The organism is Lentzea sp. NEAU-D7 (genome assembly GCF_026242055.1).
In the GTDB taxonomy this organism is placed as follows: domain Bacteria; phylum Actinomycetota; class Actinomycetes; order Mycobacteriales; family Pseudonocardiaceae; genus Lentzea.
Genome location: NZ_JAPJDL010000007.1, coordinates 135689 through 158515, shown reverse-complemented (window position 1 = coordinate 158515; position 22827 = coordinate 135689). Strand labels below are relative to the sequence as shown.

Genomic DNA, 22827 nt, shown 5'->3' with positions numbered 1-22827 from the left:
AGAGCCCCTCACCCGGCGAGGGTGAGGGGCTGTCGCGCTTCCGGGGAGTGGTCGAGGCTCAGGAGGCGGAACTTCCGGTGCGCCAAGGCAGAGCAAGGGCGGAAGTTCCGTTCGGGACAGAGTGGAGCAACTTCCACTCGCCGTCCACGAGCTTCCAGACCTCACCGCCACGGGTCTCGCCGTAGCCACCCCAGGAAACTGCCGCCCTGGCGCGGCCGACGCTGGAGTGCAGCTTCCAGGTGGGGCGACGGAGCGGAACACGGCTGGCGTAGCACTCCGGGTCGACCGGAGGCGGGCTGCCCATCGGGCGCTCGTCGTAGTGCATGTTCTGGAAGGTCACGCGGCAGCCTCCTCCGTGTGGATGATCCCGTTGTTGAGGTGGTTGGTGAGCAGCTCCAGGCCGCGGGCCAGGCGCTTGCTGATCGCGCGCTGGCTGACCTGCTCGTGCTCAGCGATCTCGTCCTGAGTCCAGCCGCAGGCGTGGGTGAGGAACAAGGCGACTCGAAGTTCTCGGGTCAGCAGGGTCTTGTGCCAGGCGGAACTGATGTCCGCCAGGTGCGCCCAGTAGGTGCCGGCATGGGATGCGACGGAAGATGCTCGGGGCATGTCCGGGTCGGGGGCCTGGGAGTTCTGCATCCCCCAGGCCCACGCCCTACCCCAGACGGTCGGCAGGAGCCGCTCGACCTGTTCCGGGGTGTAGGTCAAACTTCCGCCCCCAGGCGGTCGGTCGACACGACCCGGTTGGACCGGCGAACTACCGGGCGGTACTGATCCCGCAGCCTCGACCAGAACCACCGGACGAGGTGGCCAGGGTTGGTCTCGTCCGCGAGGTAGGCGAGGACCCTGTCCGGGTTGGTGGCGGCAAGGATGGCCGCGTCCTGCCGGAGGTCGGCGATCTCGACGACGTGCCCGAAGTCGCGGGCGATGCTTCCCGAGGCGATGTTCATCGCCTCCACGACGGGGGCGAGCTGAGCCACGCGCCAGTCAGTCCGGTCGGTCAACGAACCACCTCCAGTGGGCCTACGGCCCCGTCCTTGGTCACGGCGACGATCAGGCCGGGGTGCCCGGTCGTGCCCTTGGCGTGCCGCCACCAGGTCGATTCCGACTCCAGTGCGGGCGGCTGGATGAACAGGCGACGTCCGTCGCTGTCGACGTGCTCGTGGTGTAGGTGGCCGGCGAGCAGCAGGTCCGCCTGATGCATCGGCGAGGCCGTGTTGAACGCCTGGCCCTTCCACCACTCGAAGTGTTTGCCGGGCTTCCACTGGTGCCCGTGCGCGTGCGCCACGACGGTCCCGGCCACGGGGAGCACGACGGTCAGCTCATCGGTCTCGGGAACGTAGAACTCCACGTGCCCGAAGGCGTCCGGGTTGAGCTTCGCGGCGTCGGAGACGGCGATCAGGGACTCGGTGTCGTGGCTGTCGTCGTATCGCGTCAGGCCCTTGCCCTGGATGCGGACCGCCTGGTCGTGGTTGCCGGGCACCGCGGCCTGGGTCAGCCGGCGAGCCAACGGAGCGAAGGTGAGCAGCGCGTGCAGCATCACCCGGCGGTGCAGGCGAATCTGCTCGGTCTGCGTGAGCCGGGTGCGCCACACGTTCGAGCCGCCCTGCGAGACGAACCCCTCGGTGTGGTCACCCAGCCAGCCGATGTGGACGTGGCCGATGTCGAAGCGCTGGCGGTAGAGCTCCAACAGCTCGGCTGCCCGGTCGATGCCGTCGACCGCGCGCTTGAGCGTGCCTTCCACCCCGTCGCCGTCGATCTTGCCGAACTGGGTGTCGCCGAGGGCCACGATGAAGCCGTGGTCGCCGTCCGCTCGGCTGGCGGCTGGCTTCTGCACGTGGATCTCGGAGAACAGCTCATCGAGCGGCGGGCGCTCGGTGCTGGCCGCGGTGCCGCGCCGGGCGAAGCTGTACCGGGTGGAGATGCCGGTCTCGCCCGAGGCCATCGTCCACTCCGAGGAGCGGAAGCCGGTCACCTCCCACAGCGCCGGGTCTTCGCCCTTCTCGCGCAGGACGTTGGCCGCCGCGCTCTCGTCGACCTCGACGTCACTGCGGACGACGACCTCGGCGGTGTCGCCGGAGACCTCGACCGCGCGAGTGAAGCCGCGCTCGGGATTGGCGGCTCGCGGGGGGATCGCAGGGCCGACCGGCTTGGCGAGGAGCTGCTCCGTCAGGCTGTCAGCCAACGTGGACACCCCCTTCCTGGCGAGTGGCTCGCCGGTAGTTGCGGATGGTGGACGCGGACACGGTCAGGCCGTGCTCGCGCAGGACCGTGGTCAACCAGTCGGCGGAGGTGGTGCCGAGCAGGTGCGGGCGCAGAGCGGCCCTCTGGTCGGAGGTGAGGCCGTCCCAGAGGGCCGCGAGGGTGGGGCCTGGAGTCCCAGGCAGGGGTTCGGTCACTCGGGCTGCACTGCCTTCCTGAGGGCGGAGCTGCTCACGATGTGGAGGAGCTGTCGGAGCACGGAGCGGATGTCGGAGGCGCTGTAGCGGCTCGGGCGCTTGGCGATGTCGGAGGCGAGCACCACCCAGGCCCCGACGCCGTGCTGCCCCTCGACGACGCGGACGTAGCAGGGCGCGTGCACCGGCCCCCAGAAGTCGGACAGCACCACCTGGTCGCACTCAGCGCCGGTCCAGTCGCTCGTGCCGTCCGAGCGCGTCACCTTGCGGCACAACACACAAAAGCGATCAACCAACCCGCCGTGCTCTGGGTGGAAGCCGAGATCGCGTGGCTCAGCCGGGTAGACCGGCACTCGGACGGTGATCGTCTCGGCGCTCACGCCGGCACCACCTCGACGCGCTGCACGACGGTCACGTCCTCGGGGTAGTCGACGACCTCGTCCCCGAAGAACTGCCAGTGCCCAACGTCCTCGCCGTCGTCCACGAACAGGGCCAGCTCGCCGTCTTCCTCGCCGTACCGGATGACCAGGGCGAGCTGGCCGTGCGCAAAGTCCTGTGAGGTCACGGGTTCTTCGGACCCCAGAACAGCTCGGCGATGTCGGCGACCTGTGTCGCGTGCATGACCATCGCCGGGCGCTCGACCGGCGCAACACCGCGACGGTGCAGAGCCTCCCGCCACTCCACTGCGAGGGCGGCGACCGCGACGAGGCACTCAGCCAGGTCCTTGGGCTCGTGCTTGGTGAGCGCCAGGGCAGTCTTCTCCAGGAGCAGGTCGCGCCAGGAAACCACGCCGTACCGCGCCGCCTCGTCGAGGTTCCGGCGGGTGTCGCCCAGCATCGAGCGGAAGGCGGGGCCGGTTCCGTCCGCGCGGTCCGGCTGGCCGGCGGAGGTGGACAGCCCGAGGGCGGCAACCTCGGCATTGCGCTCAGCGCGGACCTCGGCCAGGACCTCGTTGGTAATGCGCACGCGCTTGGTCATGCCGGTCAGTTCGGCGTAGTTCAGCACTGTGTAGGGCTCCAGGTGTTCGAGGTAAACGAGGGGAAGGTCTTGCAGACGGAGCTGGTCGGTAAGGTCCCCGGACCACCAGACCTCGGGGACGTCGCGGGTCACGCCGCGACCAGCTCCTTGGGCTTGAAGGCGTCGAAGATGGCGTCGCGGCCACCGGCCAGGTAGGTGTCGGTGACGTCGCCGATCTGGGGCGACAGCCGCACACCCTTGGCGGTGCGCAGGGAGCGGGTGACCTTGCTGACGAACTCGGCGCCCGCGTCGTCGGGGTCGCCCCAGACGTACACCCGCGAGAAGCCGGCCAGCATCCGGCGGTGCCGAGCGAACCAGAGCTTGGCGCCGGGGATGGCGACGGCGTACAGGCCGAGCATCCGGAGGATGACCGCGTCCAGCTCGCCCTCGCAGATGTGGATCTCGTCCGCGGCCTCGTGCACGGCGCCGACGTTGAACATCCGGGGGGCGTCGCCCTCCAGCGTCATGTACTTGCCGTGGAACAGCGCCCGGTGGTCGTGCTCCTGGAGACACCGGAAGCGGATCATCAGCGGCTTGCCGTTGCGGTCCAGGTAGGGGATCGCGAGGAAGCCGCGGAACTTCCCGTGTCCAGGGTGGGGGTCACCGACGACGCCAAGCCGGAACGTAACCGCCGCCTCGCGGCTGATTCCCCTTGCGACCAGCCACCTTGCGGCGTCCGCCGTAAGCGCTGCCTGATAGCTCGTCGTCGCCTCCTCCAGCGCTTCCCGTTGCGAGTCCGAGAGAGGCTGCAAAGGTTCGTGCTCCGACAAAGTCGAGGTCCTCCTTGAGCTGGATCAGGTTGAAGCTGTCGCCCGCCCGGCCGCAGGAGTGGCAGTTCCACAAGCCTTTGTCGAGATCGACGCTGCACGAGGGGGTCCGGTCCTCGTGCAGCGGGCAGGCGACCATCTGGCGGGTGCGGCCGGAGAAGCGGACGCCGTAGTGCTCGAAGAGGGCGCCCAGGTCCGGGCGCTCGACGTCCGTCACGCCAGCTTCCGGCCGCGCAGGGTGCCGGTCGCCCGGTCGTAGCCCAGCTCGGCGAGGCTTGCCGGCGTCGGCACGACGTCGAAAAGCAGTTCGGCGGCGCGGATCTGGCGGACGCCCCAGTGCTCGATGCCGAGGTCGTCGGCCTCCAGCCGGGCGTCGATCTCGAACTCGACGGTGGCGATGTCGGTGCCCTGCGGCCAGGCGCGCAGGTCCATCCACTCGCGCCACTCGCCGCCGAGGATTTCGGCCTGTACGGCGAGCTTGTCCATCGCGTTGGACATGGCGACGAGGTAGGGCGTCACGTCGGAGTGCTTCACCTGGTGAGTCCGAAGTAGTCGCCCACGGTCGTCAGGACGAGCGCGTCCTTCCAGTTCATGCCCCGGCGCTTGACCACGGCGATGCTGGCGACGCGCGCCCGTTCGAGGTTGCGATGCTTGGCGAAGTGGCCGCCCTCGACCAGGGCCTGGCGGACGAACTCCGTCACGTGGAGCTGGCCGGCCTTGGCCTCGATCACGACGAACTCGCCGGGGTTGGCGAAGTCGCGGACCACGAGGTCGCCCTCGTCTTCCTTGCCGGTCAGCACGAGGCGCTCCACGTCCAGGCCCGCGTCACGCAGGCCGTTGCGGAGGTCGCTCTGCCACTGGGCGCCGCGGCGCCGGTTGGCGGCGTTGCGCTTCGCGGTGTCGGTCAAAGTGAAACACCTGCCAATGCGGGGTTTTGGGTGTCGATCGCGTGGAAGCGCGTCTTGTCGGGCTCGCAGCGCAGCGCCGCGTAGGTGCGCGCTGTCGGGTCGGACGGCCCCATGCGCTGCTTGATCACCGCGATGCGGTAGATGAGCGACGTCGGGTCCAGGGCCACGGACAGCGACAGCTCCGGCTTCTCCGAAAGGCCACCCTTGACCTGGTCGCGAGACGGCGGCGCCCACGGGTCGCTCTTGGCTTCCCAGGACTTGTCGCTGGCGTGGTGCAGGAGGATGACGGTCGCGCCCGTGGCGCGGGCCAGCTCGGTGGCCGAACTCATCACCGCCATCTGCTCGGTGTAGTCCGACTCGGCGCCGTCGAAATCCATCAGGTTGTCGAAGACGATGACCTGCGGGTACTCGTTCCACAGCTCGATGTATGCCTCCAGCTCCTCGTCGACCGCCTGCCAGGTGATCGGCGAGCCGAAGCTGAAGGTGATCCGGGAGTCGGCGAGCGCGTCGAGGTACTTCTGGCGGTGGTGGCCGCCTTCCGCCATGCCGGCTTCGACCATCTCCGTCGTGTGCCCGAGGGCCATCGACGCGAGGCGGGACGAGGCGGTGAAGGCGCTCATGTCGGCGCTGAAGTACAGCGTCGGCAGGTTCATCTGCGCGACCCAGAACAGCGCCAGGCCGGACTTCTGCGTGCCTGACCGACCGGCGATCATGATTACTTCCCCGTGACGGGGCCTGCATCCCAGGTCGTACAGACTCTGGAATGCAGGCACCCGAGGAAGCTCACGGCCGGACTCGGCGTGCAGACTCAGCGACCGCGAGGGCGTGAGCAACTGCGATGCCTCCTAGACCCGCGGGGGCCAGTGGTAGTGACCGGGGGTCGACTCCTCCGCGTACGGCACGCCGGGCAGCGGGTGCGCGTACGGGGCGACCTGGTTGAAGATCAGCAGGTCCGCGGTGGAGCCGTCCTCGTGAACGTCGGTGATGAGCGCGGCGCGCGTGGCGCCGCCAGGGTCGGTCGTGTAGTGCACGAGCCGAGCCACGCTGGGAGTGGGGGAGGAGGCGGACCGGGAGGCCCGCCTCGTGCCCTGCTGCGCCTCGGCCATCAGTCGAAGTCGGGCGCGTCCGACATGGCGGCCTGGAGCGCGGCCTCGCGCTTGGTCGCGTAGGCCACGACCTTCTGCATCGTGGCGCGATCGACCTGGCGCCACACCCAGGCGGGCTTGCTGCCGGGCGTCTTGCTCGGCACCTGCGCCAGGGTCACGACGGTCGCCTGACCGACGAGCTGGCCGAGGTCGCGGGCCAGGACGGTCTGCTCGACGCGGACGCCCTGCTGGATCTCCGGCTCGCCGTTGTCGAGGTCGGCCGCGGTCTGGAAGGCCGAGATGTCGACGAGGGCCGAGTCCTTGGGGCCGTGCGGCGTCGGCCGCTGGCGCTCGAACGACTTGACCTCAACGAGGATCGCGACAGCGCCCTGGAGTTCGGCGGGCTTCAGCCAGCCACCGGACTGGTTGGGGATGTCGGCGAAGGACAGCACTGTTGGGGTTCTCCCTAGGTTGGGGGTGATGAGGTGAAACGGAGAGCCGAGGATCTCAAGTTACCCATGCGGCTCAAAGAAAGGCGAGGTCAGAGCCCCGCCGAAGATGTTCTCAGGTTACACAATCCGAACTGGAAGTGCAACCCTTGTTAGCGCGTGATGTCGCGGAGCTTCTTTGCGGAGGCGCGGTTCTGCGCCGCCGAGAACTCGGCGAACGCGGCCTGGCCGGCGAGCGTCTCGATCTGGGCCGCCGTCTCCTGCGCGACCATCTCCTGCTCGCGGGCAGCGCTCTCCAGCGCCTCCGCGGCCTCGGTGAACTGCGCCAGGGCACGACCGGCCTGGACGTCGGCCAGGGTCAGCCGCTCGGACAGCGACGGCTCGGTGGGCTCGACGACGGACTTCGAGAAGGGGTTCTTGAACACGGGCGCGGGACCTCCTAGCGAGACTGGACGAGGGGCAGGCGCAAGATCAGGCGGCAGCCTTGAGCGCCCGGCCCTTGGCCTTGTAGGCGTCCATCAGGGAGCCGTCCGCGAAGGCAGCCTGGTTCGCTGCCCAGAGCTTCTTGAGTGCGTCGACCGACGTACAGGCGTCGATCTGCGCCAGCATCGGGTTCACCGCCGGCTTGTCGTCGGTCGGCCAGGGCGGCTCCGAGGGCGAGGAGCTGGCGTTGGCCCAGACGTCCTCCGCGGTGGTCCCCTCTGCGACCGGCTTCGCGCCCAGCTCGTCCTTGAGCAACTTCATCGCCCGAGCCTCGGCCTCAGCCTCCGAGTCGCTGGAGCTGCTGGCCTGCATCCCTGCGGGCATCGGTGCGCCCGAGGCGATCTTCGCGGCGAGCTGAACCAGCTCGTGCAGCGTGCGCTGCTCCGTCGTGTAGGAGTCGAGGCCGAAGAAGGCGGTGAGGTCGTCGCGGATCTCGGTCGGCGAGCCGTAGAAGACCGCCCAGGGGTCGGCCTTGTCGCCCTTGCCCTTGATGGTGACCGTGATTCCGCGTGCCTTGCTGTTCTCGTTGCTCACTGGGGTGTGGGCTCCTCTCGTTCGATGTTCTCAGGTTACCCAATCACAGATGATTGTGCAACTTGAGAGTCTGTGGCCTGGCTCACCGGCGGCGTGAGGATGAGGTCATCCCGGACCGGCAGCTCGTTCGAGCGCCGACCGCCGACCGCACGGCAGTAGTCCCGCACTCCGCACCCTCGGCACAGCGACGTGACGTTGGGCAGGAAGACGCCGTTGCGAATGCCCGTCCACGCCATCGCGTACTGCGCGTCGATGTACTCGTCGCTGTAGACCGTGAGGTCCTTGAGGCCGGTCAGCTCGCCGTCGCTGGCCATCCAGTAGGCGCCCCACTCGGCGTCGATGCCGTACTTGCGCCACAGGGCCACTCGATAGCTGCCGAGCTGGACCGAGGACAGCGGTACCGCACCAGTCTTGAGGTCGACGATGACGACCTGGCCGTCCGGCGTGATGTAGACCCTGTCGATATAGCCCAGGAACGACTCGTCCGCGATGTCCTCGTTGACCATGACCTCGATCCCGACCGAGCCGTCCGGCAGGATCGCGATCTTCCAGTCGCTGGCGGCCTTCCATGCCAGCCACTTCTCCACGTAGATCGGGCCGTAGACCAGCCACCACTCGTAGTCCTTCTTGTTCGGCCCGCCCGTGGGGCCGATGTTCTTGAGCTTCTTACCCGAGGGCTTGACCTCGACGCCGTTCTTGCGCTCCTTGGCGAGCAGGCTGTCGAACGTCTCCTTGAAGCTGGGGATCTCACCGACTCGACGACCGACCTCGTTGAGGTCGTGGGCCTCGGTGATCGTGTGCACCGCTGAGCCGGCAACCGTCGCGTACCAGGTTGAGCCGTTGAGCTTGTGGCCGCGCTCCAGGCGCCAGCGCTCCCCGCACTCGGAGTAGGACGACAACGAGGAGTAGGACAGCCTGCTGGGAACCTGGATGGTCAAGCGCCCACCCGCGGCGCGACGATCTCGGGGACGATGATCTCGGGGGCCAGGTCGGCGTCCTCGACAGGTTCGATCGGCACCAGGTAGCGGCGCACCCAGCCGTCGTCGAGCAGCTCGGCCTCGCACTCGTCCAGCGGGATCGGCTCGTAGCCGAGCAGGGCGAGGTGGGTCAGCGTGTGCGTCACCCAGCGAGAAGCGGTGTCGGGCGCGACATCGACGTAGAAGTTGAACTCCTCAGTATCGAGGTAGAAGCGGACCCGTCCGGCCGCCATGCCCGTCAGGAAGGGCGTCCCCCTGGTGTCCGAAGCTGCGCGGTCGTCGCCGTCGAAGACGGTCGGAACCGCACGTGTTGGGGCCGTGTCGTGCAGTGGTGCCGTGTGCACTGAAGCGCGTCCTTTTGGGTAGGTTGAGATCGGGTAACTTGAGAAGTTCTCCTCTGTTGTACCCGATCTTGCGCTGCTCGTCAACGGGGGGCGGGAGACGGACCGCGTCACTGTCTGTTGTCGGATTTCACCTGATTCATCGATCATGGAATCACGGCCGTTACCCCTACTGGCCAGTAGTAAACATCCAATATAGTTTTGCATCAAACAGAAGCGCCCCAGGCCGAAGGCCGGGGCGCTGTCATTTCGTCACTGAGTGACTGTGCAAGTGTGCGTGCAATTGCGTGATCAGGTGAAGTTTCAACCAGTTAGGATTCGGACACCGGGAGTGACGCAGTGTCACGGCGGTCGCTGCTCCCTCCGTCGAGCGAGGGGCGACGGATCAGGTCGTCGTCCTGTGGCTCGCGCGGGACGTAGAAGAAGCCTTCGTCGGTGTCGGGGTCGTAGTGGACGACCGCGTTTTCCAGCTTGATGGCGTCCAGCCAGTTGGTCAGGCGCGTCTCGTCTTGCGGGCGGAGCTCGAACCCTTGTCGCCGCCGCGCTTCCAGCCTGAGCATGGTCAGCGGCGTTGCCCACTGGTGTTCCTCTTTGACTTTCCACGGCACCAGTTCGGGGTCGCGGGCCATGCGTGCCTCAAACCCGCTGCGGCGACGATAGTTGGACCACATGGAGATGGTCGTCTCGATGTTGTACTTGCGCAGGTACTCCTCGACCATCCAGCGGAAGGGCTTGCCTTCCTCCATCCAGCGGCGAACCTCGCCCTCGTCCTGGATCTTTGACCTCGCCATGTTGCACACCCTTTATGGTTGTCCCCTGATCAATCCGTGTGTAACCTTGCCACATTGGAACTTTTGTCGCAAGTAACATTTTAGGCGATCCTAAGTGGTTGCACGGGCAACTTGGGGAGATGGGGATGAGGGTTACCGTCACGGTGTGCGACGTCTGCGAGGACGCCGAGCGGGAGACCAGGTCTTGGCAGATCCGGGACGTGAGTGGGGGCGTGACCGGGAACGTGGACCTCTGCGAGGAGCACGAGCAGCCCTTGGCGGCGCTGCTCGCAAAGGCCCCCGCGTCGAGCACGGTGAAGACGAAGACCAAGGCCAGGGCAGCGGGTGCCACACCTGCGAAGGCGCGCTACCGCCCGCACGGGATCAAGGTAACGACGCCCGAGGAGATCGAGAAGAAGAAGCGCGAACAGGGCGCCTGATCGCACAACGACGAAAAACGCCCCGCCCGCTGGATGAACCAGCAGGCGGGGCGTTTGCGTTTCCGAGATCAGCTCTCGTCGGAGCCGCGGGTTGCCGGCGAGACGGCGCCGCGTGCCCAGATGACGAGGACGGCGGTACCGAGCAGGTCGACCGCGCCAGCGATGGCGGCCTCGGCCTCCGGGTCGATCGGCAGGACACCGAGGACGACGAGGGTGTGCAGCAGGCCGGTCAGGGCGGCGACGATGGCGCCGCGGATGACGAGGGGCTCGCGGGAGGTGAGCGGGGTGGAAGCCACGGGGCTACTCCTTGGGTGAGGGTGGGTGGAACGCCGAACGCCCCCGCTGGCGCTTGGCCGGCGGGGGCGTTCGGGGGATGAGGGCGGGCGGGGTTAGCGCCCGGTGTTGTCGATGTGTCGGTCGAGGCGCTCGGACACAGCCAGGCGCTCGGCGCGCTCGTGGGACAGGTCGCGGGCAAGGCCGCTGATCTCCTGGCCGTGCTCGCGCAGCGCCTCGTCGTGGCGGGCCTGCCCGGCGAGGACGGCGTCCAGGCGGGCGATGACCTTGTCCACGTCGTCGCGCAGGTTGGTCGAGTGGCTGTTCTGGACCTGCGCGCGGGCTGCGGCTGTGTCGGTCTGGACTGCGGTGAGCTTCTTGTCCGTCTTGCGGAGCAGTCCGGCGACGACGCCGAGGAAGCCCAGGCCTGAGGTGATCAGGGCAACGATGACGGGGTCGCTCACGCGCCACGCTCCTTGAGTTGGTGCACGAGCAGCTCCAGGCGCTCGATGCGGTTCTCCTGCTCCTGCACGACCGAGAGGAGGGCGACGCCGAGCAGGTCGTAGCGCAGGGACATGATCACGCCGTCCTCGTTGCGCTGGACGATCTCCGGCAGCGTCTGGTCGACCTCCTCGGCGATGAGGCCGAGTTCGTTCTTGTGGTCGGTGTTCTTGCGGTCGTAGACCCGCGGACGCAGCGCGAGCACGCGCTCGGGCTCGATCCAGTAGTCGCGGATGTTCTCCTTGAACCGCCGAGCCGAGGTGTTCTGGCAGAAGTTGCGGTTGCCGTCGACCCAGGCCGCGAACCACGGGCCGGGGCCGGGTCCGTTGGTGTGGACGCGGTCGGTGCCCCAGGCGCGGTTGACGTGGCCGTCGATCTCACCGCCGCCGTGCCGGTGCCCCCAGACCGCGTAGTTGCCGTGGCCGTGGTCGGCCCAGCTCTTGTTGTTCCACAGGTAGTCCAGGTCGCCCTGGAGGCCGGTGATGTCGCCCTTGCCGTGCGTGTGGCCGGAGGGCGGGAACGAGGAGGGCTTGCCGCTCACGCTGTCCCAGGTGTGGGTGTGCGCGGACGGGGTGAACGAGCTGGGCACGCCGTCGAGGTCGTTCCAGTGGTGGCGGTGTGGAGCGGGGGCGAAGGTCGCCGGCTTGCCCTCGATCGTGCTCCACACGATGACCGGGGCGAGGTCGACCCAGCCCGAGCCGTTGTGCCACTCCCAGCGGCCGGTCGAGAGGTTGAGGCCCAGCGTGCCCAGCCGCGGCGAGGCCGGGCGGGTCTCGGTACGCCAGACGCGGACACGGCCGCCCGTGAACTGCCTCTCGTCCTGAGGCACGGTCGTGCCGATGTTCGTGGTGCCGGTCGGTACGGGAATACGGCTCAGGCTCAGCTCGAAGATGCCGCTGTCGGTCTGCGTGAGCGGCGGGGCGCCTGCGCCCGGCTCGCCCTTGACGACCTCCAGGCTGATCTCGTTCTGGCTCGGGTCGAGGCGCAGCACGACGCGGTCAGAGCGCGAGGCCGATTCGGCTGCGGGAATCGGGACCTGCTCCACGCTCGTGGAGACCACGACGTGCCCGCGGACGATGGCCGTTCCGGGCTGAACGTTGACGTACATGCCGCCCGCGTCGGCGCTGACCGAGAAGGCCGAGCCGCTCGCGCTGTCCACGACGCCGGAGTCCTGGAGTTCGCGGAAGAGGTGGCTGTACTGGGATTCGGTGGTGGACTGGTTGTCGAACGGGTACGAGCTGACTGCCACGGGGGCGGCCTCCTGCGGGCACGGGGAAGCCCCCTGTGCGGCGTGGCACAGGGGGCTTCGGGAGACGGAGAGCTAGGCGGGGTCCGGCTCGGGCGCCGGGTCTGCCGGCTGCTCGTCGAGCGGGTGAATCTCGCTGGCGATGACCGCCAGGGCCACGACGTAGCGCAGCGCGGGCTGGAAGGCCGCCGGGTTGGGGTCGTCGACCTTTGGGGCGTCGGTGAAGATGCCGAGGATCATGTCCGCGGCTTGGTCGTATTCCCAGCCGAGCATGCGCAGCGGTACCCCTGGGGCTGCGCTCGCGTTCGGGGTTGTCACTGGCGCCTCCTACTGGTCGGCGAAGAAAGTCGCATTGATCGTCAGCCAGCTATTGCCGGCATTCATGCGGTGGATCTCGCCGTTGGCGCGGATATCGACCCGGTTGAAGGTGTCACCCATGTTCTGAACGGTCAGGTGGGTCGCCGAGGGACGGCAGCCGATCGGGAGGGTTGTGATGTGACCGGCGCTGCCTGAGCGAACAAGGCCGCGCACTTCCACTAGCGAGCTTGGGCCTTTGCGGTACTGGGCGGTGGCCCACTCCTCGCCGTAGTTGACCCACCCGTTCAGCAGGGTGAGAGGTTCCCAGCAGTCGTCGATTTCGCCTGTGCCCCAGCGAACATGGGCACTTCCCCCGCCGGAGTCGTTGCGGGTGACGATCATGACCCAGTGGGACGGGATCTCCCAGATGGTGTCGTAGTCGTCGGCGCTGGTGATGCGGAAGTTGTCGGGGTAGGTGTCGCCGTTCGTGCCGATGGGAAGCACGTACCAGAGCGTGGTGTAGTTCCCCATCGGGATTCGGCCACCTGTGACGGTGACGCTGTCGCCGCCCGGAACGGCGCTGGGGATGACCGTGCCGTCCGGTGGCATCCGAATCCACCACGACGTGTCGGTGACCAGCATCGGGTGGTAGCCGTGCGCGTAGACCCGGAAGTCGTATGACCATCGGACGCTGCGGTCCCAGGCCACTGTCTTGACGCCGCCGCCGGTCATTCCGAATTGGACCCTGATGGCGTGCAGCGCTGGGTCCGGGCCGTTGTTGAGGAACTGGTGTCCCATCAGGCCTCCATCTCCACGCCGCAGGCGTGCAGCGCCGCGCCGTAGTTCCCATCGGCCCATGCTTGGATGCGCTGGCCCGCTTCAAGGACCTGCGCGCAGTCGAGCGTGAAAACTCCGCCGGGACTGAGCTTGAGGTTGTGGAGAACGAACACGTCCTCCAGCATCAGGAAGTTGGCGCTCGCGGACTCGCTTCCCGTCCTGGAGTTGGAGAGCAGCAGACTGGTCAACACCCAGCGCTTGCCTGCCGGCACCGTTGCAACGACCTCGCCGTACTCGTTCCCGAGTTCCTCGCGAACAAAGGTCTTCGGCGTCACCGCCACGAGCTACCACACCCCCATGAGGCTCATGACCGCCGCGTCGTCCGCGGCCGTCGTTCCGATCTCTGCGTTGCGCTCCAGGGCGCTGATGCGCTTGCGCGCATCCTCCAGGCGCCGGTTCAGCGTCTCGTTGCGGTCGAACTGCCTCGGGTCGCCGAGGATCGCGCCGAGCTGCACGCCGGTCGCGCCGACCGCGAGCACGTAGCCGGTCGCGACGGCCGTCACCTCGCCCGAGCCGACGACGGCTGAGACGCGGTCGCCCAGGTACCAGTCGACGCCGAAGCGCATCGTGCTGTCGTCGGTGGGCACCGCGCGCATGGCGACGGCTGTGAAGCCCTCTTCGGCGAGGACCTCGTCAGCGGCCTGCTGGTACTCGTCAGGGTCGTCGGTCTGGCGCTGGTCGACGAACCGTTCGATCCGCCGGCCCCAGTCCTGTTCCGCCTCGACGGCTTCCGGCGTGGTGGCCGCGAGGAAGTCGCGGTTTTCGAGCTCGCCCTGGCCGCCTACGATCACGCGCGTGACGCCGGGGGCTGCGATGGCGACGGACTGCGAGGCCAGTGTGCCGTTGAGGACGTCCAGGCGGATGTCCATGCTGCGGTCGATCACCTGGTAGGTCTCGAACACCAGCTCGTCCCCACGCTGCACCACGCGGAACCCCAGGCCCGCCATCACGGCGATCTCGGAGACCAGCGCGCCGAGCACGGGGAAGCGGGCCGACTTCTTGACGCGGGGGCCGCGCGCGAGGTTGGAGCCCATGCGCAGCCGGGACTTGCGTCGCGCGGCCGGTGCGCCAGGTCCACAGTTGGCGTTGACGTAGCCGTGGATGACGCTCTCGGCGTCGCCCTGGCGCACGTCGTGCGAGGCAGTCTGTGTAGTTGGGTCCGGATTCGACGGCTGAGGCCAGGCCAGCATGTCGGCGAGCACCACGGAGTCCGACACGCCCTCGAAGCTGACCATGCCCGCGGTGTCGTTGGCGGAGGTGACCGTGACCGGGCTGACCGTGGGGCCGGACATCAGGATGTCCTGCGGGCCGGTGACGATGATCCCGGCGCCGGGCTGACCGAGGGCGCCCGCGAGCGGGTGCTCCGCGGGCAGCTCCAGCTTCCAGACGCCGATCCCGTTGTGCTCGCCCTCGATCCGGAGGTTCAGCTCCTCGGGCCGGATGAGGCCCAGGCGCGACAGGTCCCGGTTGCGTACCTCGACCGTGAGATCGGCGAGCCGCACTAGATCACCATCCACTTCCGGGGTCGCCAGGTGCACAGGATTCGCGACTCGGGGATGACGTCCTCCAGGCTCACCGTCGCGGTGGTCGTGCCGGGAGGGATGCCCCAGAAGCGAGGGGCCGGCGCCAGCTCGCCGTAGCGATTGCGCCCGAGGTTGTCCACGACTGTGCCCAGGCTGGCGTCGAGGAACAGGCTTTCGCCGACGCCGAGGACGCCGCGCCAGTACAGCACTTCGCCGGTCGGCGAAGTGGCCTTGAAGTCGCGGCCGGGGCCGACGATCTCCCAGACGGGGAACGAGCTGGCGTCGCCAGAGTTCTCCAACTGGATCTGGCCGATGGCCTGGCTGGAGGCCACGTTCATGGTCGTGAGGCTGCCCGCGAGCAGGCCGCGGATCACGGCCTGCTCGCCGATCATCTTGCGCGTCGGCACGCTGTAGGTGAAGAACGGGTTTCCGGCTCGGAGCGTGATCACGATCAGCAGGTCGGTCTCGCCGATCGTGTCCACGCCGAAGCCGTAGTCGCCGCCTCCTACGCGGACCACGCTGGTGGTCCACGAGGTGCCGTCGTCCTCGACCCAGCGCAGCGTGCACGGCTCGGCCAGCATGACCGCCAGCCGATTCACGAGGCGCTGTAGCTCCGCGCGGTCGGGAGCTTCGAGCAGCAGGGGCAGGTCGATGTCGCGCGGCAGGACGCGCCGGCCGCGGTAGATCGCGCCGTCACCCGCACCGCTGAGCCACTGCACGGAGACCGGGGGCAGGCCCAGCCCGGTCACACCGGACAGGGCCTGGACCCCCCTTCCCTTGCGCAGTGCGTCGTCGAGGTCGAAGACGTCCACTGTGGATTCGAGTTGCAGTCGTGGCACTTACCAGCCCATCCTTGCGCGACCGGCGGCTGCGAACAGGTCCTCCTCGGAGGAGATGGACGAGCCGGGGGCCGCGTAGTAGTTGAGAACCTTCTGGGCGCCCTCCCTGCTGCCCGCCAGCGCGCCGTCCGCCAGCCCCGCCGCCCGTCGCGAGACGCCAGGGGCGTCCACTCCAGGGATGGCGAAGTCGGTGTCGGCCACGTCGTCGGTGAGGCCCCGCAACGACTTCCGGACCGCGTCGTAACGCGATTCGAGGCCGTCGATGAAGCCGTCGATGACGAGCTGGCCGGCGCCGCGCAGGATGGTCCGGTCGCGAGGAGCCGGTCCCTTCCAGTCGGGCAGGAGCGCGGTCAGCTCGGCGAGCGCGGCCTTCACCCGCCCGAAGGCGCTCCGTAGGCCTGCGAGGAAGCCGTCGATCACCTTGTGTCCGGCGTCGACGAGGAGCTGGCCGAGCGGCCCGAGCGCCGCGACGATGCGGTCCGGGATACCCCGAACCCAGTCGATGACGCTGTTCACGCCGTCACGAGCTGCGTCTGCCATCAACCGCCAGGCGTCACGCGACTTCTGACGCATGTCCTCCCAGCCGGAAGACCACAGCTCCCGCATCTTGCCGAGGCCGCTTGTCAAGGGCGCCAACAGGTTCACGCCCATGAACGTGGCGAAGGTGCCGGTGATCATGGACCAGATTCCCTGACCGATTTCCTTGATCCCGCGCCAGACTCGATCCCAGTCCGCCGTCAAGAATCCGGCGAAGACGTCCCAAGATCCCTTCATGGCAACGAAGGCGCCAGAGAAGACATCGGCCAGTCCAGTTAGGACAGACGCGAGATTTTCGCCGAGGAAGGACGCCAGCAGGCGTGCCGCGGGCAGGACATCCTCGCGGAAGACGCGCGCGGCCTCGGCGCCCTTCGAGACCATCGGAGCGATGACCTCGGCCACCTTGACGATGGCACCGACCAGCGCTGGCAGAACCTCCAGCGCGAACGCGACGAACGCGGGAACGAGGGTCTCGCTCGCGAGCGTCGCCAGCTCGGCGAAGCCGGGCAGGAGCGGCGTGACCGCTTCCGTGATCCGCGCGAGGGCGTCGGCGACGAGCGGGATCAGCTTGACCAGCTCGGGCAGCAGTCGCTCGACCATGCCGCCCCACACGCCGACCATCTGCACGAACAGCTCGGCGAGCTTCGGCAGCAGGTCGCTGGAGGTCAGCGACGTCAGCGCGGTCACGAGCGCGTCGCCGATGAGCGGGAGCAGGCGCTCCAGGACGGGCACCAGACCGTTGATCGCGGTCGTGAGCGCCGGGACCAAGGCCGTGTCGGCTGCTCGCGCGAGCGCGTCGGCGACACGCAGCAGGACCGGCGACAGCGCCTCGGTCACCCGCAGCAGGCCGTCGCCCAGGACGCCGACCAGCCGGGTGACGCTCGGCGCGAGCCGGATCACGACCTCAGCCAGGGTCCCGAGGACCTCGGCCGCCAGTGGCCCCAGGACGCGGGCGATCTCGCCTACGAGGATGGCCAGCTTGCCCAGCGCGACAGCGACCGGCCCGAAGGCGGGTCCCAGTGCGGCCAGGGCGTCGCGCAGCGCCTCGAACATCAGCACCAGCGCGCCCTGGAAGGCAGGATGACTCAGGGCCGTAGCGACGTTGTCGAGCAGCGTGCCGAGCGCCTCGCCGACCACCGGAAGGATGGCCGTGAGGGTCCGGCCCAGCGTCTCCAGCAGGCGCGTAACCGCGGGACCCGAGATCGTGGCGATGAGGTCCATCGCCTGGTGCGCCGCGCGGAAGACGTCGGTCATACCGCTCTGGAAGCGCTCGCCGTTGACGATGTCGGCGATCCGGGTCAGCTTGTCGGCGAGGGTGCTCAGGGTGGAGCCGCCTGCGGCCTCGGCCGCCTTCGTCATGCCGAGGAAGATCCGTCCAACTTGGACGATGATCGTGCCGAGGTCGGCGAGTGCCTGGATGCCGTTGTCGATCCAGGTCTGGAGTCGGCCGTCAGCGGACGCCTGTCCGAGGAAGTCGTCCAGGCGCTGGGAGATGTCGACGAACCACTGCGCCAGCCGGGGCAGGTAGGACGAGCCGACCGTGCCGAGCTTGGCCAGGATTCCGGCGTAGGCGTCGGTGCCCTTGCCGGCGAGGCGGATGGACTCGACCAGCGAGTCGAACATGCCGCCCAGGACGTCCGCCCCGAGCGCCTTGCGCAGGGAGTTGGACAGGTTGGCGAAGAACCCGCCCAGCGCGTCCGCGGTGCGACCGGCGCCCTTCTCCAGGGAGGGGAACAGGTCGTCGACCAGCCGGCGAATCGGCGCCTCGGCCACCTTCCAGAACCGCTCGGAGAGCTGGTCCTGCAAGCTGGACAGCCGAGTCTTGACCTCGGGGAGGACCTCGTTGAAGTCCTTGAGGACCGCGATGGCGACGCCCACTCCGACCGCGATGCCGCCGAAGATGCCGGGCAGCGCGAGCGCCGCTCCGCCGATCTGCGCCAGCGACGCCGACAGCGTGAAGAGGTTGCTCACGGCAGTGAGCGCCCAGCCGGCCAGGCCCGCGATTGCGAGGGCGATCGAGCCGATGATCGGGACGTTCTTGTCCAGGTCGGACAGAGCCTGGCCGAGCTGGCGAATCCAGTTGGCCGCGACTCGGGCACCGGACAGCGACGCGAGCACGGCGCTCACTCGCGCGGCCGACGCCTTGTTGATGTCGACGATGATCTCCACGCGGCGTGCGCGGGTCATCGCGGCGAGCTTCGCCCTGGACGCCTTCTCCGACAGCGCGTTGACGTCGGTGTGGATCTCGGCCGTCAGGTTGCTGATCCGGTCCTCGATCTCCTCGATCTCGCGCTCCAGCTTGCGCCGGGCGACGGAATCGAGTTCGGGCTTGATCTGCGCCTTGAGCTGCTCGATCTTCTCGGCGTGCGCCTCGATCTGGCGCATGGTGCGCTGCACCGCGGCCTGGTCGAGGGTCGGTGCGATGCTCACGCCGTCGAGGCGTGCCTGGACGCGCTTGCGGATCTCGTCAGCCTTGGCGTAGTTGACCGCCAGCTCCAGGTCCTGGTGGATCTTGAGGTTGCGCTCCAGCTCCGCCTTGGCTTTCTCCAGCGAGGCGCGGTCGGGCTTGACCTTGATCTCGACCTCGCGCAGCTTCTCCAGCTCGGCGTCGATCTTCGAGATGGTCGACTGGAGCGAGGAGACGCTGCCCTTGTTGACGCGGAGGTACACGGTGGTCGCGGCGTCGAGTTGGGCCTGAAGGTCCTTGCGGGCCTTCTCCAGCGACGCCTTGTCCATCTTGACCTTGAGGTCGATCTCGGCGAGCTTCTCCAACTCGGCGTCGATCTTGGCGACGGCGCGCTGGAGAGAGGACGCGCTGCCGGGCCGAACCTTGAGGTCCAGTGTGGCGATGCTGGCCAGTTGCTTCTCCAGCGCACCCAGCTTGCTCGTCAGGTCAGCGCGGTCGAGCTTGACCCTGATTTCCTTCTCATCCAGCGCGTCCAGCTCGGCGCGCAGGCGCGTGATGGCCCGCTGCACCGACCCCTGGTCGTCCATCTTCACGCGCAGCGTGATCGCGTCGAGCTGCTTGGCCGCGGTCTCCCGCACCTTGCGCGCCTGCGCCGCAACGCCGCTCATGTCGAGGTTCGGCTTGATGACGACCTTGACGTCCCGCAGGGCCTTCTCGATGACGTTGAGCTGGCGCTCGGCGTCGGGCCGGAACTCGTCCGTGTTCGGCAGGACCTTGACCGCCACGCGGCCGATGATCTGAGTGCCGGGCATGGGCTACCTCCGGGAGATGCGCGCGTGCAGATCCGCGACGCTCACGCGCTTCTTGGGGGCGGCCGTGGGCGCGGTCTTGGGCTTGTCGTGGGGGCGCGGCCATTCCGGGAACTTCGGAGGCGTCTTGCCCCAGTTGCCGGTCGCGCGGGTCTGCAAGTTGATGGCGTCGTAGGTGTCGGCCTGCATGTGCCGGTCGACGCCCCAGCCGAAGTGCTGCATGCCGCCGTTGGCGAATGCGGCGGTCATGGAGGTGTCGGGAAGCCTCTGCACCAGAGCGAGGACAAGGGCCGGAGCCGGTCCGCGGCACTCGATCACGTCCACCAGGTCGATGCCGTAGTGGAAGCGCAGGTCCGCGTACAGGCCCCGGCCGTAGTCGTCGATCAGGCGGCAGAGGACGAGGCTTCCCCCACGGACTGGCCCTCCGTGTAGCGCTCGAACACCTCGGCCAGCACGCCGAGGTCGTCGCCGATGGAGTCGATGAGCAGCTTGGCCTGCGCTGAGTTCTGCGCGACGATGCGCAGCGCCTCCTGGAAGACGGCCACCTGGTCGACTTCCTCGTCTTCGCCCGCCTCGGCCTCCATCTGCTTCTGGATGCCGATGAGCTTGTCGCGCTGGGACTTCTTCATCCGCAGCGGGTTGAGCAGCCGCACGGTCTTCTCGCCCACGGTGATGTCGGTGGAGCCGTACTTGCGGTCGGCGGCGGCGCGGATGTCGTCGAGGGAGAAGCTGGACACGGTTTGCGGACCTCCGGTTTTGGGGCAGGACAGGGGAAAGCGGACCGAGGGGGCGCCACCGTGAGGGGCGGCCCGGCGTGCACGCGGGTCCGCAAGGCACGTGCACGCCGGGTGTCAGGGGGAGCGCGCGATCAGGACTTCGCGCCGGACTCCCAGGAGTCGCCGTCCCAGTGGGCCTGCGTGGAGTCGCCGAGGGTCACGTACTGGCCGGCGGTCCACGTGGTCGCCGGGGAGGCGGTGATCGTGCTCGCGCGCAGCGCCGCCAGGCTCGACGGAAGGGCCGCACCGGACGGGGTGAAGGTGCCGGGCGTGCCCGCCGTTGCGCCCGTGGCGACCACGGACGATGGGGTGCTCGCCAGCGGGGTCACCGCGTAGGTCCACGTGTTCGTGCCGTGCACCAGCGGAGTGATGCCAATCGGCATGCCGGCGAGCGACTCCGTGTCCGACAGCGACATGTCGTCCGCGCGGTAGATTTCCGCCTTGGGCGCGTAGAAGGCGAAGATGTTGTCGCCGTCCACGAACACGATCAGCACCGCGCACACGGTGGGCTTGGGGTCGGTCGGGACACCCAGCGTGCCGTTGGCCAGCAGGGGCGCGTTCGCGCCGTAGAACAGGCGCAGGCCGCGAACGTCGAACTGCTGGAGCGTGAACAACATCCTCTCGGTGCGCGCCGAGTAGCGGGTGCGCAGCGTCTTGTTCTGGAGCGTCGCGAGGACCGTCGCCTCACCGCCCTCGGAGGTGATGCTGAGCAGCTCCTCCAGCGAGGTGTGGCCGACGTTGTCCCACGGGGCCGCGGGCGAGGTCAGGTCCGAGGGCATCTCCGTGCCGGTCGGCGCCAGCAGGTAGTTGCCGGTGTCGATGACGAGAGTCGCGCCGTCGTCGAGTGCCAAAGTCGTTCCCTCCCAGGGGATCGAGGGGTCAGCAAGGACCCCGCTCCTCGACGAGGGCGGGGTGAGGGTGAGGGGGAGTCAGCGCCTGCGCGGCTTGCGGATCTCCAGGTCGTAGGTGCTCTCGTAGCGCCACATGCCGGTGGGCAGGTCGGCGTACTGCACCGGTCCTGAGCTGGTGGCCCAGTCGGGCTTGCGGGAGGGCTCGCCGCGCATCTTGATCGAGACGATGGACCCCAGGCCGGGGTAGTTGACGTGGGCGAGCCAGGCGTTGCGCATGACCACGCGCACGGCTTCCGACACCAGCGCGCCCTTCTCGTCGCCGTCCGGGTCCTGCGTGTAGACGTTGATCGAGAACCGGGCCTGGTCGGTGAACCGCGGGTCGCCGCGCCAGTCGCCCAGGGCGGGCAGCCGGCGCACGAGGATGAACAGGCCGGGCGCGTCGTCGGCGATGAGGCTGACGACCGGCACGTCCGGCAGGCCCTCGCGCAGTATGCGCAGGCAGATGTCCTCGATCGGCGTGAGCTCGACCAGGGCCAGCACGCTGGCGGGGAGGTCGATCATCGCCTGCCCCTGCGGGGCTTGCGCTTCACGCTCATCGCGTCGCGGAGGACCCCGAGGCCCTCCATGCCCGCGCGGCCGTCCGGGTTGTCCTCGGTCGGCGGAACGGGGGCGCGGCCGAACTCGATGCTCAAGGCGGCCATGAGGCCGCGCTCGTCGTCGAGGACCACGTAGCGGTCGATGTCGCCCTGCTCCACGTCGATGCTCGCGTGGCCGTCGTGGCGGTGCGCGGAGAGGCTGGCCTCGGCGTGCCCCGCGCGCTCCAGGGTGATGTCGTCCAGGCCGTCCTGCACGGTCCGGTGCAGGGCGATGAGCTTCTCGATCTTGTGGCGCCCAACGCGCCGGTACACCTCAGCCACTACGGCCTCTCTCGGATGTCGAGTGACCAGTGCCGGGTGCGGCGCGTGCCGTGGTGGTACTGCGGCGGCGAGACGATGTCCCACTGCCGCCCTTTCCACTCCACGCGAGACCAGAGGTTCACGCCCTCCAGGTCCGCGGACACGATCATGCGGGTCACGTTGATCTGTTGCTGGCCAGGCACCTCGGCTCGTGCGGAGCGCTGCGGGATGAACGCCGCGCGCACCTCGTGCGGGCCGTCCGGCTCGGCGCGGGTCACGTGGTTGCCGCGCCGGTCGGTGGTCTGGGCCGTCTTCCAGATGCGGGCGCGCTGCCCGCGCTTGCGCTGGTGGCTCACCAGGGGCTCTCCGGGTCGGAGAACATCGGGAACGGTTTGCCGCCGCCGGTCACCGGGACGTACGAGGCATCCGGCTTGGGGCGCGTGGCCCAGCTCGTGACGGGCGCGGTCAGCAGCGCGGTCTTGCCAGACATCGAGGTCAGCGCTCGCAGCTCGTCGCGGTTGAAGTGCGCCGACCCGGCGCGGTCGCCCAGCTCGGCCCAGGTGAGCGTCTCGTCTCCTGCGCGGCTGGTGACGTAGCCCTCGGGGTTGCGCATGTAGCGCACCGCAGCCCCCAGGACCATCGTGCGGACGAGCTGCGGAGCGGTCAGCGGATCAGGCCAGGGGCGGCCGTAGTGCCTGGCCCAGCCAGACAGATCGTCGAGAGCGGCAGCGCCCAGGCGCTCCTCGTCCTCGTCGAGCGTCCAGTCCAGGCGGGCCTTGAGCTGCTCCAGCGTGGCGAAGGGCTCCATGCTCATGCCTCCTCGGTGCGCACGGGGGCAGGCGGCACGCCCGAGGTGGGCGTGCCGCCGTGC

Annotated in this window: 37 protein-coding genes; 1 reads left to right on the top strand and 36 read right to left on the bottom strand. The window is 68.7% G+C overall.

The window, feature by feature from the left end; genetic code table 11:
- Positions 1–58: 58 nt before the first annotated feature.
- The 20 genes from ORI60_RS16690 to ORI60_RS16595 all read right to left on the bottom strand — a co-directional run bounded on the left by ORI60_RS16690 (position 59) and on the right by ORI60_RS16595 (position 9745).
- Positions 59–340 (bottom strand): hypothetical protein, encoded by a 282-nt coding sequence (locus tag ORI60_RS16690; protein WP_266038240.1) that lies wholly within the window; start codon positions 338–340, stop codon positions 59–61.
- Entirely contained in the window at positions 337–705 is a 369-nt protein-coding gene (locus tag ORI60_RS16685; protein WP_266038238.1) for a sigma factor-like helix-turn-helix DNA-binding protein, read from the bottom strand. Before ORI60_RS16685 ends, ORI60_RS16690 begins: the two co-directional genes overlap by 4 nt.
- The gene (locus ORI60_RS16680; protein ID WP_266038236.1) at positions 702–1001 is read right to left on the bottom strand and encodes a hypothetical protein; all 300 of its coding nucleotides are present in this window, start codon (positions 999–1001) and stop codon (positions 702–704) included. The genes ORI60_RS16685 and ORI60_RS16680 overlap by 4 nt, the downstream gene beginning before the upstream one ends.
- Positions 998–2182: a hypothetical protein gene (locus ORI60_RS16675; RefSeq protein WP_266038235.1), complete on the bottom strand. Its 1185-nt coding sequence runs from the start codon at positions 2180–2182 to the stop codon at positions 998–1000. The genes ORI60_RS16680 and ORI60_RS16675 overlap by 4 nt, the downstream gene beginning before the upstream one ends.
- Positions 2175–2396: a hypothetical protein gene (locus ORI60_RS16670; protein WP_266038233.1), complete on the bottom strand. Its 222-nt coding sequence runs from the start codon at positions 2394–2396 to the stop codon at positions 2175–2177. The genes ORI60_RS16675 and ORI60_RS16670 overlap by 8 nt, the downstream gene beginning before the upstream one ends.
- A complete protein-coding gene (locus ORI60_RS16665; RefSeq protein WP_266038232.1) occupies positions 2393–2773 on the bottom strand; it encodes a hypothetical protein in 381 nt (126 codons plus the stop codon). The genes ORI60_RS16670 and ORI60_RS16665 overlap by 4 nt, the downstream gene beginning before the upstream one ends.
- Positions 2770–2958 (bottom strand): hypothetical protein, encoded by a 189-nt coding sequence (locus tag ORI60_RS16660; protein WP_266038230.1) that lies wholly within the window; start codon positions 2956–2958, stop codon positions 2770–2772. Before ORI60_RS16660 ends, ORI60_RS16665 begins: the two co-directional genes overlap by 4 nt.
- The gene (locus ORI60_RS16655) at positions 2955–3503 is read right to left on the bottom strand and encodes a hypothetical protein (protein WP_266038228.1); all 549 of its coding nucleotides are present in this window, start codon (positions 3501–3503) and stop codon (positions 2955–2957) included. Before ORI60_RS16655 ends, ORI60_RS16660 begins: the two co-directional genes overlap by 4 nt.
- Complete coding sequence (locus ORI60_RS16650) at positions 3500–3937, bottom strand: toprim domain-containing protein (RefSeq protein WP_266038227.1); 438 nt, start codon at positions 3935–3937, stop codon at positions 3500–3502. The genes ORI60_RS16655 and ORI60_RS16650 overlap by 4 nt, the downstream gene beginning before the upstream one ends.
- A gap of 73 nt (positions 3938–4010) precedes the next feature.
- Complete coding sequence (locus tag ORI60_RS16645; protein WP_266038226.1) at positions 4011–4394, bottom strand: CHC2 zinc finger domain-containing protein; 384 nt, start codon at positions 4392–4394, stop codon at positions 4011–4013.
- A complete protein-coding gene (locus ORI60_RS16640; protein WP_266038224.1) occupies positions 4391–4711 on the bottom strand; it encodes a hypothetical protein in 321 nt (106 codons plus the stop codon). The genes ORI60_RS16645 and ORI60_RS16640 overlap by 4 nt, the downstream gene beginning before the upstream one ends.
- On the bottom strand, positions 4708–5085 hold the full coding sequence (locus ORI60_RS16635; RefSeq protein ID WP_266038223.1) for a hypothetical protein: 378 nt from the start codon (positions 5083–5085) through the stop codon (positions 4708–4710). The genes ORI60_RS16640 and ORI60_RS16635 overlap by 4 nt, the downstream gene beginning before the upstream one ends.
- On the bottom strand, positions 5082–5858 hold the full coding sequence (locus ORI60_RS16630; RefSeq protein ID WP_266038222.1) for an AAA family ATPase: 777 nt from the start codon (positions 5856–5858) through the stop codon (positions 5082–5084). The genes ORI60_RS16635 and ORI60_RS16630 overlap by 4 nt, the downstream gene beginning before the upstream one ends.
- A gap of 72 nt (positions 5859–5930) precedes the next feature.
- Positions 5931–6128 (bottom strand): hypothetical protein, encoded by a 198-nt coding sequence (locus ORI60_RS16625; protein WP_266038221.1) that lies wholly within the window; start codon positions 6126–6128, stop codon positions 5931–5933.
- Positions 6129–6190: 62 nt separating this feature from the next.
- Entirely contained in the window at positions 6191–6622 is a 432-nt protein-coding gene (locus tag ORI60_RS16620; protein WP_266038220.1) for a hypothetical protein, read from the bottom strand.
- Positions 6623–6771: 149 nt separating this feature from the next.
- Positions 6772–7044: a hypothetical protein gene (locus tag ORI60_RS16615; RefSeq protein ID WP_266038219.1), complete on the bottom strand. Its 273-nt coding sequence runs from the start codon at positions 7042–7044 to the stop codon at positions 6772–6774.
- A 46-nt stretch (positions 7045–7090) separates the two neighbouring features.
- Complete coding sequence (locus ORI60_RS16610) at positions 7091–7636, bottom strand: hypothetical protein (RefSeq protein ID WP_266038218.1); 546 nt, start codon at positions 7634–7636, stop codon at positions 7091–7093.
- 35 nt (positions 7637–7671) lie between these two features.
- Positions 7672–8574, bottom strand: coding sequence for a PD-(D/E)XK nuclease family protein (locus ORI60_RS16605; protein ID WP_266038216.1), 903 nt, complete (start codon positions 8572–8574; stop codon positions 7672–7674).
- Positions 8571–8957 carry a hypothetical protein gene (locus tag ORI60_RS16600; RefSeq protein ID WP_266038215.1) on the bottom strand — a complete coding sequence of 129 codons (387 nt, stop codon included), beginning with the start codon at positions 8955–8957 and terminating at the stop codon, positions 8571–8573. Before ORI60_RS16600 ends, ORI60_RS16605 begins: the two co-directional genes overlap by 4 nt.
- Positions 8958–9265: 308 nt before the next feature.
- A complete protein-coding gene (locus ORI60_RS16595) occupies positions 9266–9745 on the bottom strand; it encodes a hypothetical protein (RefSeq protein ID WP_266038213.1) in 480 nt (159 codons plus the stop codon).
- A 125-nt stretch (positions 9746–9870) separates the two neighbouring features.
- Here ORI60_RS16595 and ORI60_RS16590 point away from each other — a divergent pair, with 125 nt between their 5' ends.
- Positions 9871–10164 carry a hypothetical protein gene (locus tag ORI60_RS16590; RefSeq protein WP_266038212.1) on the top strand — a complete coding sequence of 98 codons (294 nt, stop codon included), beginning with the start codon at positions 9871–9873 and terminating at the stop codon, positions 10162–10164.
- Between the two features lie 68 nt (positions 10165–10232).
- Here ORI60_RS16590 and ORI60_RS16585 read toward each other — a convergent pair whose 3' ends face one another.
- From ORI60_RS16585 to ORI60_RS16510, 16 genes are all read right to left on the bottom strand, one after another.
- On the bottom strand, positions 10233–10460 hold the full coding sequence (locus ORI60_RS16585; protein ID WP_266038211.1) for a hypothetical protein: 228 nt from the start codon (positions 10458–10460) through the stop codon (positions 10233–10235).
- Positions 10461–10553: 93 nt separating this feature from the next.
- On the bottom strand, positions 10554–10901 hold the full coding sequence (locus ORI60_RS16580) for a hypothetical protein (protein WP_266038209.1): 348 nt from the start codon (positions 10899–10901) through the stop codon (positions 10554–10556).
- Positions 10898–12187, bottom strand: coding sequence for a tail fiber domain-containing protein (locus ORI60_RS16575; protein ID WP_266038207.1), 1290 nt, complete (start codon positions 12185–12187; stop codon positions 10898–10900). Before ORI60_RS16575 ends, ORI60_RS16580 begins: the two co-directional genes overlap by 4 nt.
- A gap of 72 nt (positions 12188–12259) precedes the next feature.
- A complete protein-coding gene (locus tag ORI60_RS16570) occupies positions 12260–12457 on the bottom strand; it encodes a hypothetical protein (RefSeq protein ID WP_266038205.1) in 198 nt (65 codons plus the stop codon).
- A 54-nt stretch (positions 12458–12511) separates the two neighbouring features.
- Positions 12512–13279 (bottom strand): hypothetical protein, encoded by a 768-nt coding sequence (locus tag ORI60_RS16565; protein ID WP_266038204.1) that lies wholly within the window; start codon positions 13277–13279, stop codon positions 12512–12514.
- A complete protein-coding gene (locus ORI60_RS16560; RefSeq protein WP_266038203.1) occupies positions 13279–13599 on the bottom strand; it encodes a hypothetical protein in 321 nt (106 codons plus the stop codon). The genes ORI60_RS16565 and ORI60_RS16560 overlap by 1 nt, the downstream gene beginning before the upstream one ends.
- Positions 13600–13602: 3 nt before the next feature.
- Entirely contained in the window at positions 13603–14820 is a 1218-nt protein-coding gene (locus tag ORI60_RS16555; RefSeq protein WP_266038202.1) for a siphovirus ReqiPepy6 Gp37-like family protein, read from the bottom strand.
- A complete protein-coding gene (locus ORI60_RS16550; protein ID WP_266038201.1) occupies positions 14820–15680 on the bottom strand; it encodes a hypothetical protein in 861 nt (286 codons plus the stop codon). The genes ORI60_RS16555 and ORI60_RS16550 overlap by 1 nt, the downstream gene beginning before the upstream one ends.
- Positions 15681–19436: a hypothetical protein gene (locus tag ORI60_RS16545; protein ID WP_266038199.1), complete on the bottom strand. Its 3756-nt coding sequence runs from the start codon at positions 19434–19436 to the stop codon at positions 15681–15683.
- A 3-nt stretch (positions 19437–19439) separates the two neighbouring features.
- Positions 19440–19682, bottom strand: coding sequence for a hypothetical protein (locus tag ORI60_RS16540; RefSeq protein WP_266038197.1), 243 nt, complete (start codon positions 19680–19682; stop codon positions 19440–19442).
- A 134-nt stretch (positions 19683–19816) separates the two neighbouring features.
- Positions 19817–20170 (bottom strand): phage tail assembly protein, encoded by a 354-nt coding sequence (locus ORI60_RS16535; RefSeq protein ID WP_266038195.1) that lies wholly within the window; start codon positions 20168–20170, stop codon positions 19817–19819.
- Positions 20171–20301: 131 nt separating this feature from the next.
- Positions 20302–21060, bottom strand: coding sequence for a hypothetical protein (locus ORI60_RS16530; protein WP_266038194.1), 759 nt, complete (start codon positions 21058–21060; stop codon positions 20302–20304).
- 78 nt (positions 21061–21138) lie between these two features.
- Complete coding sequence (locus tag ORI60_RS16525; RefSeq protein WP_266038193.1) at positions 21139–21621, bottom strand: hypothetical protein; 483 nt, start codon at positions 21619–21621, stop codon at positions 21139–21141.
- Positions 21618–21977: a DUF5403 family protein gene (locus ORI60_RS16520; RefSeq protein WP_266038192.1), complete on the bottom strand. Its 360-nt coding sequence runs from the start codon at positions 21975–21977 to the stop codon at positions 21618–21620. Before ORI60_RS16520 ends, ORI60_RS16525 begins: the two co-directional genes overlap by 4 nt.
- Positions 21977–22312, bottom strand: a complete 336-nt coding sequence (locus tag ORI60_RS16515) for a hypothetical protein (protein ID WP_266038190.1) — start codon at positions 22310–22312, stop codon at positions 21977–21979. Before ORI60_RS16515 ends, ORI60_RS16520 begins: the two co-directional genes overlap by 1 nt.
- On the bottom strand, positions 22309–22770 hold the full coding sequence (locus ORI60_RS16510; RefSeq protein WP_266038189.1) for a hypothetical protein: 462 nt from the start codon (positions 22768–22770) through the stop codon (positions 22309–22311). Before ORI60_RS16510 ends, ORI60_RS16515 begins: the two co-directional genes overlap by 4 nt.
- Positions 22771–22827: the final 57 nt, after the last annotated feature.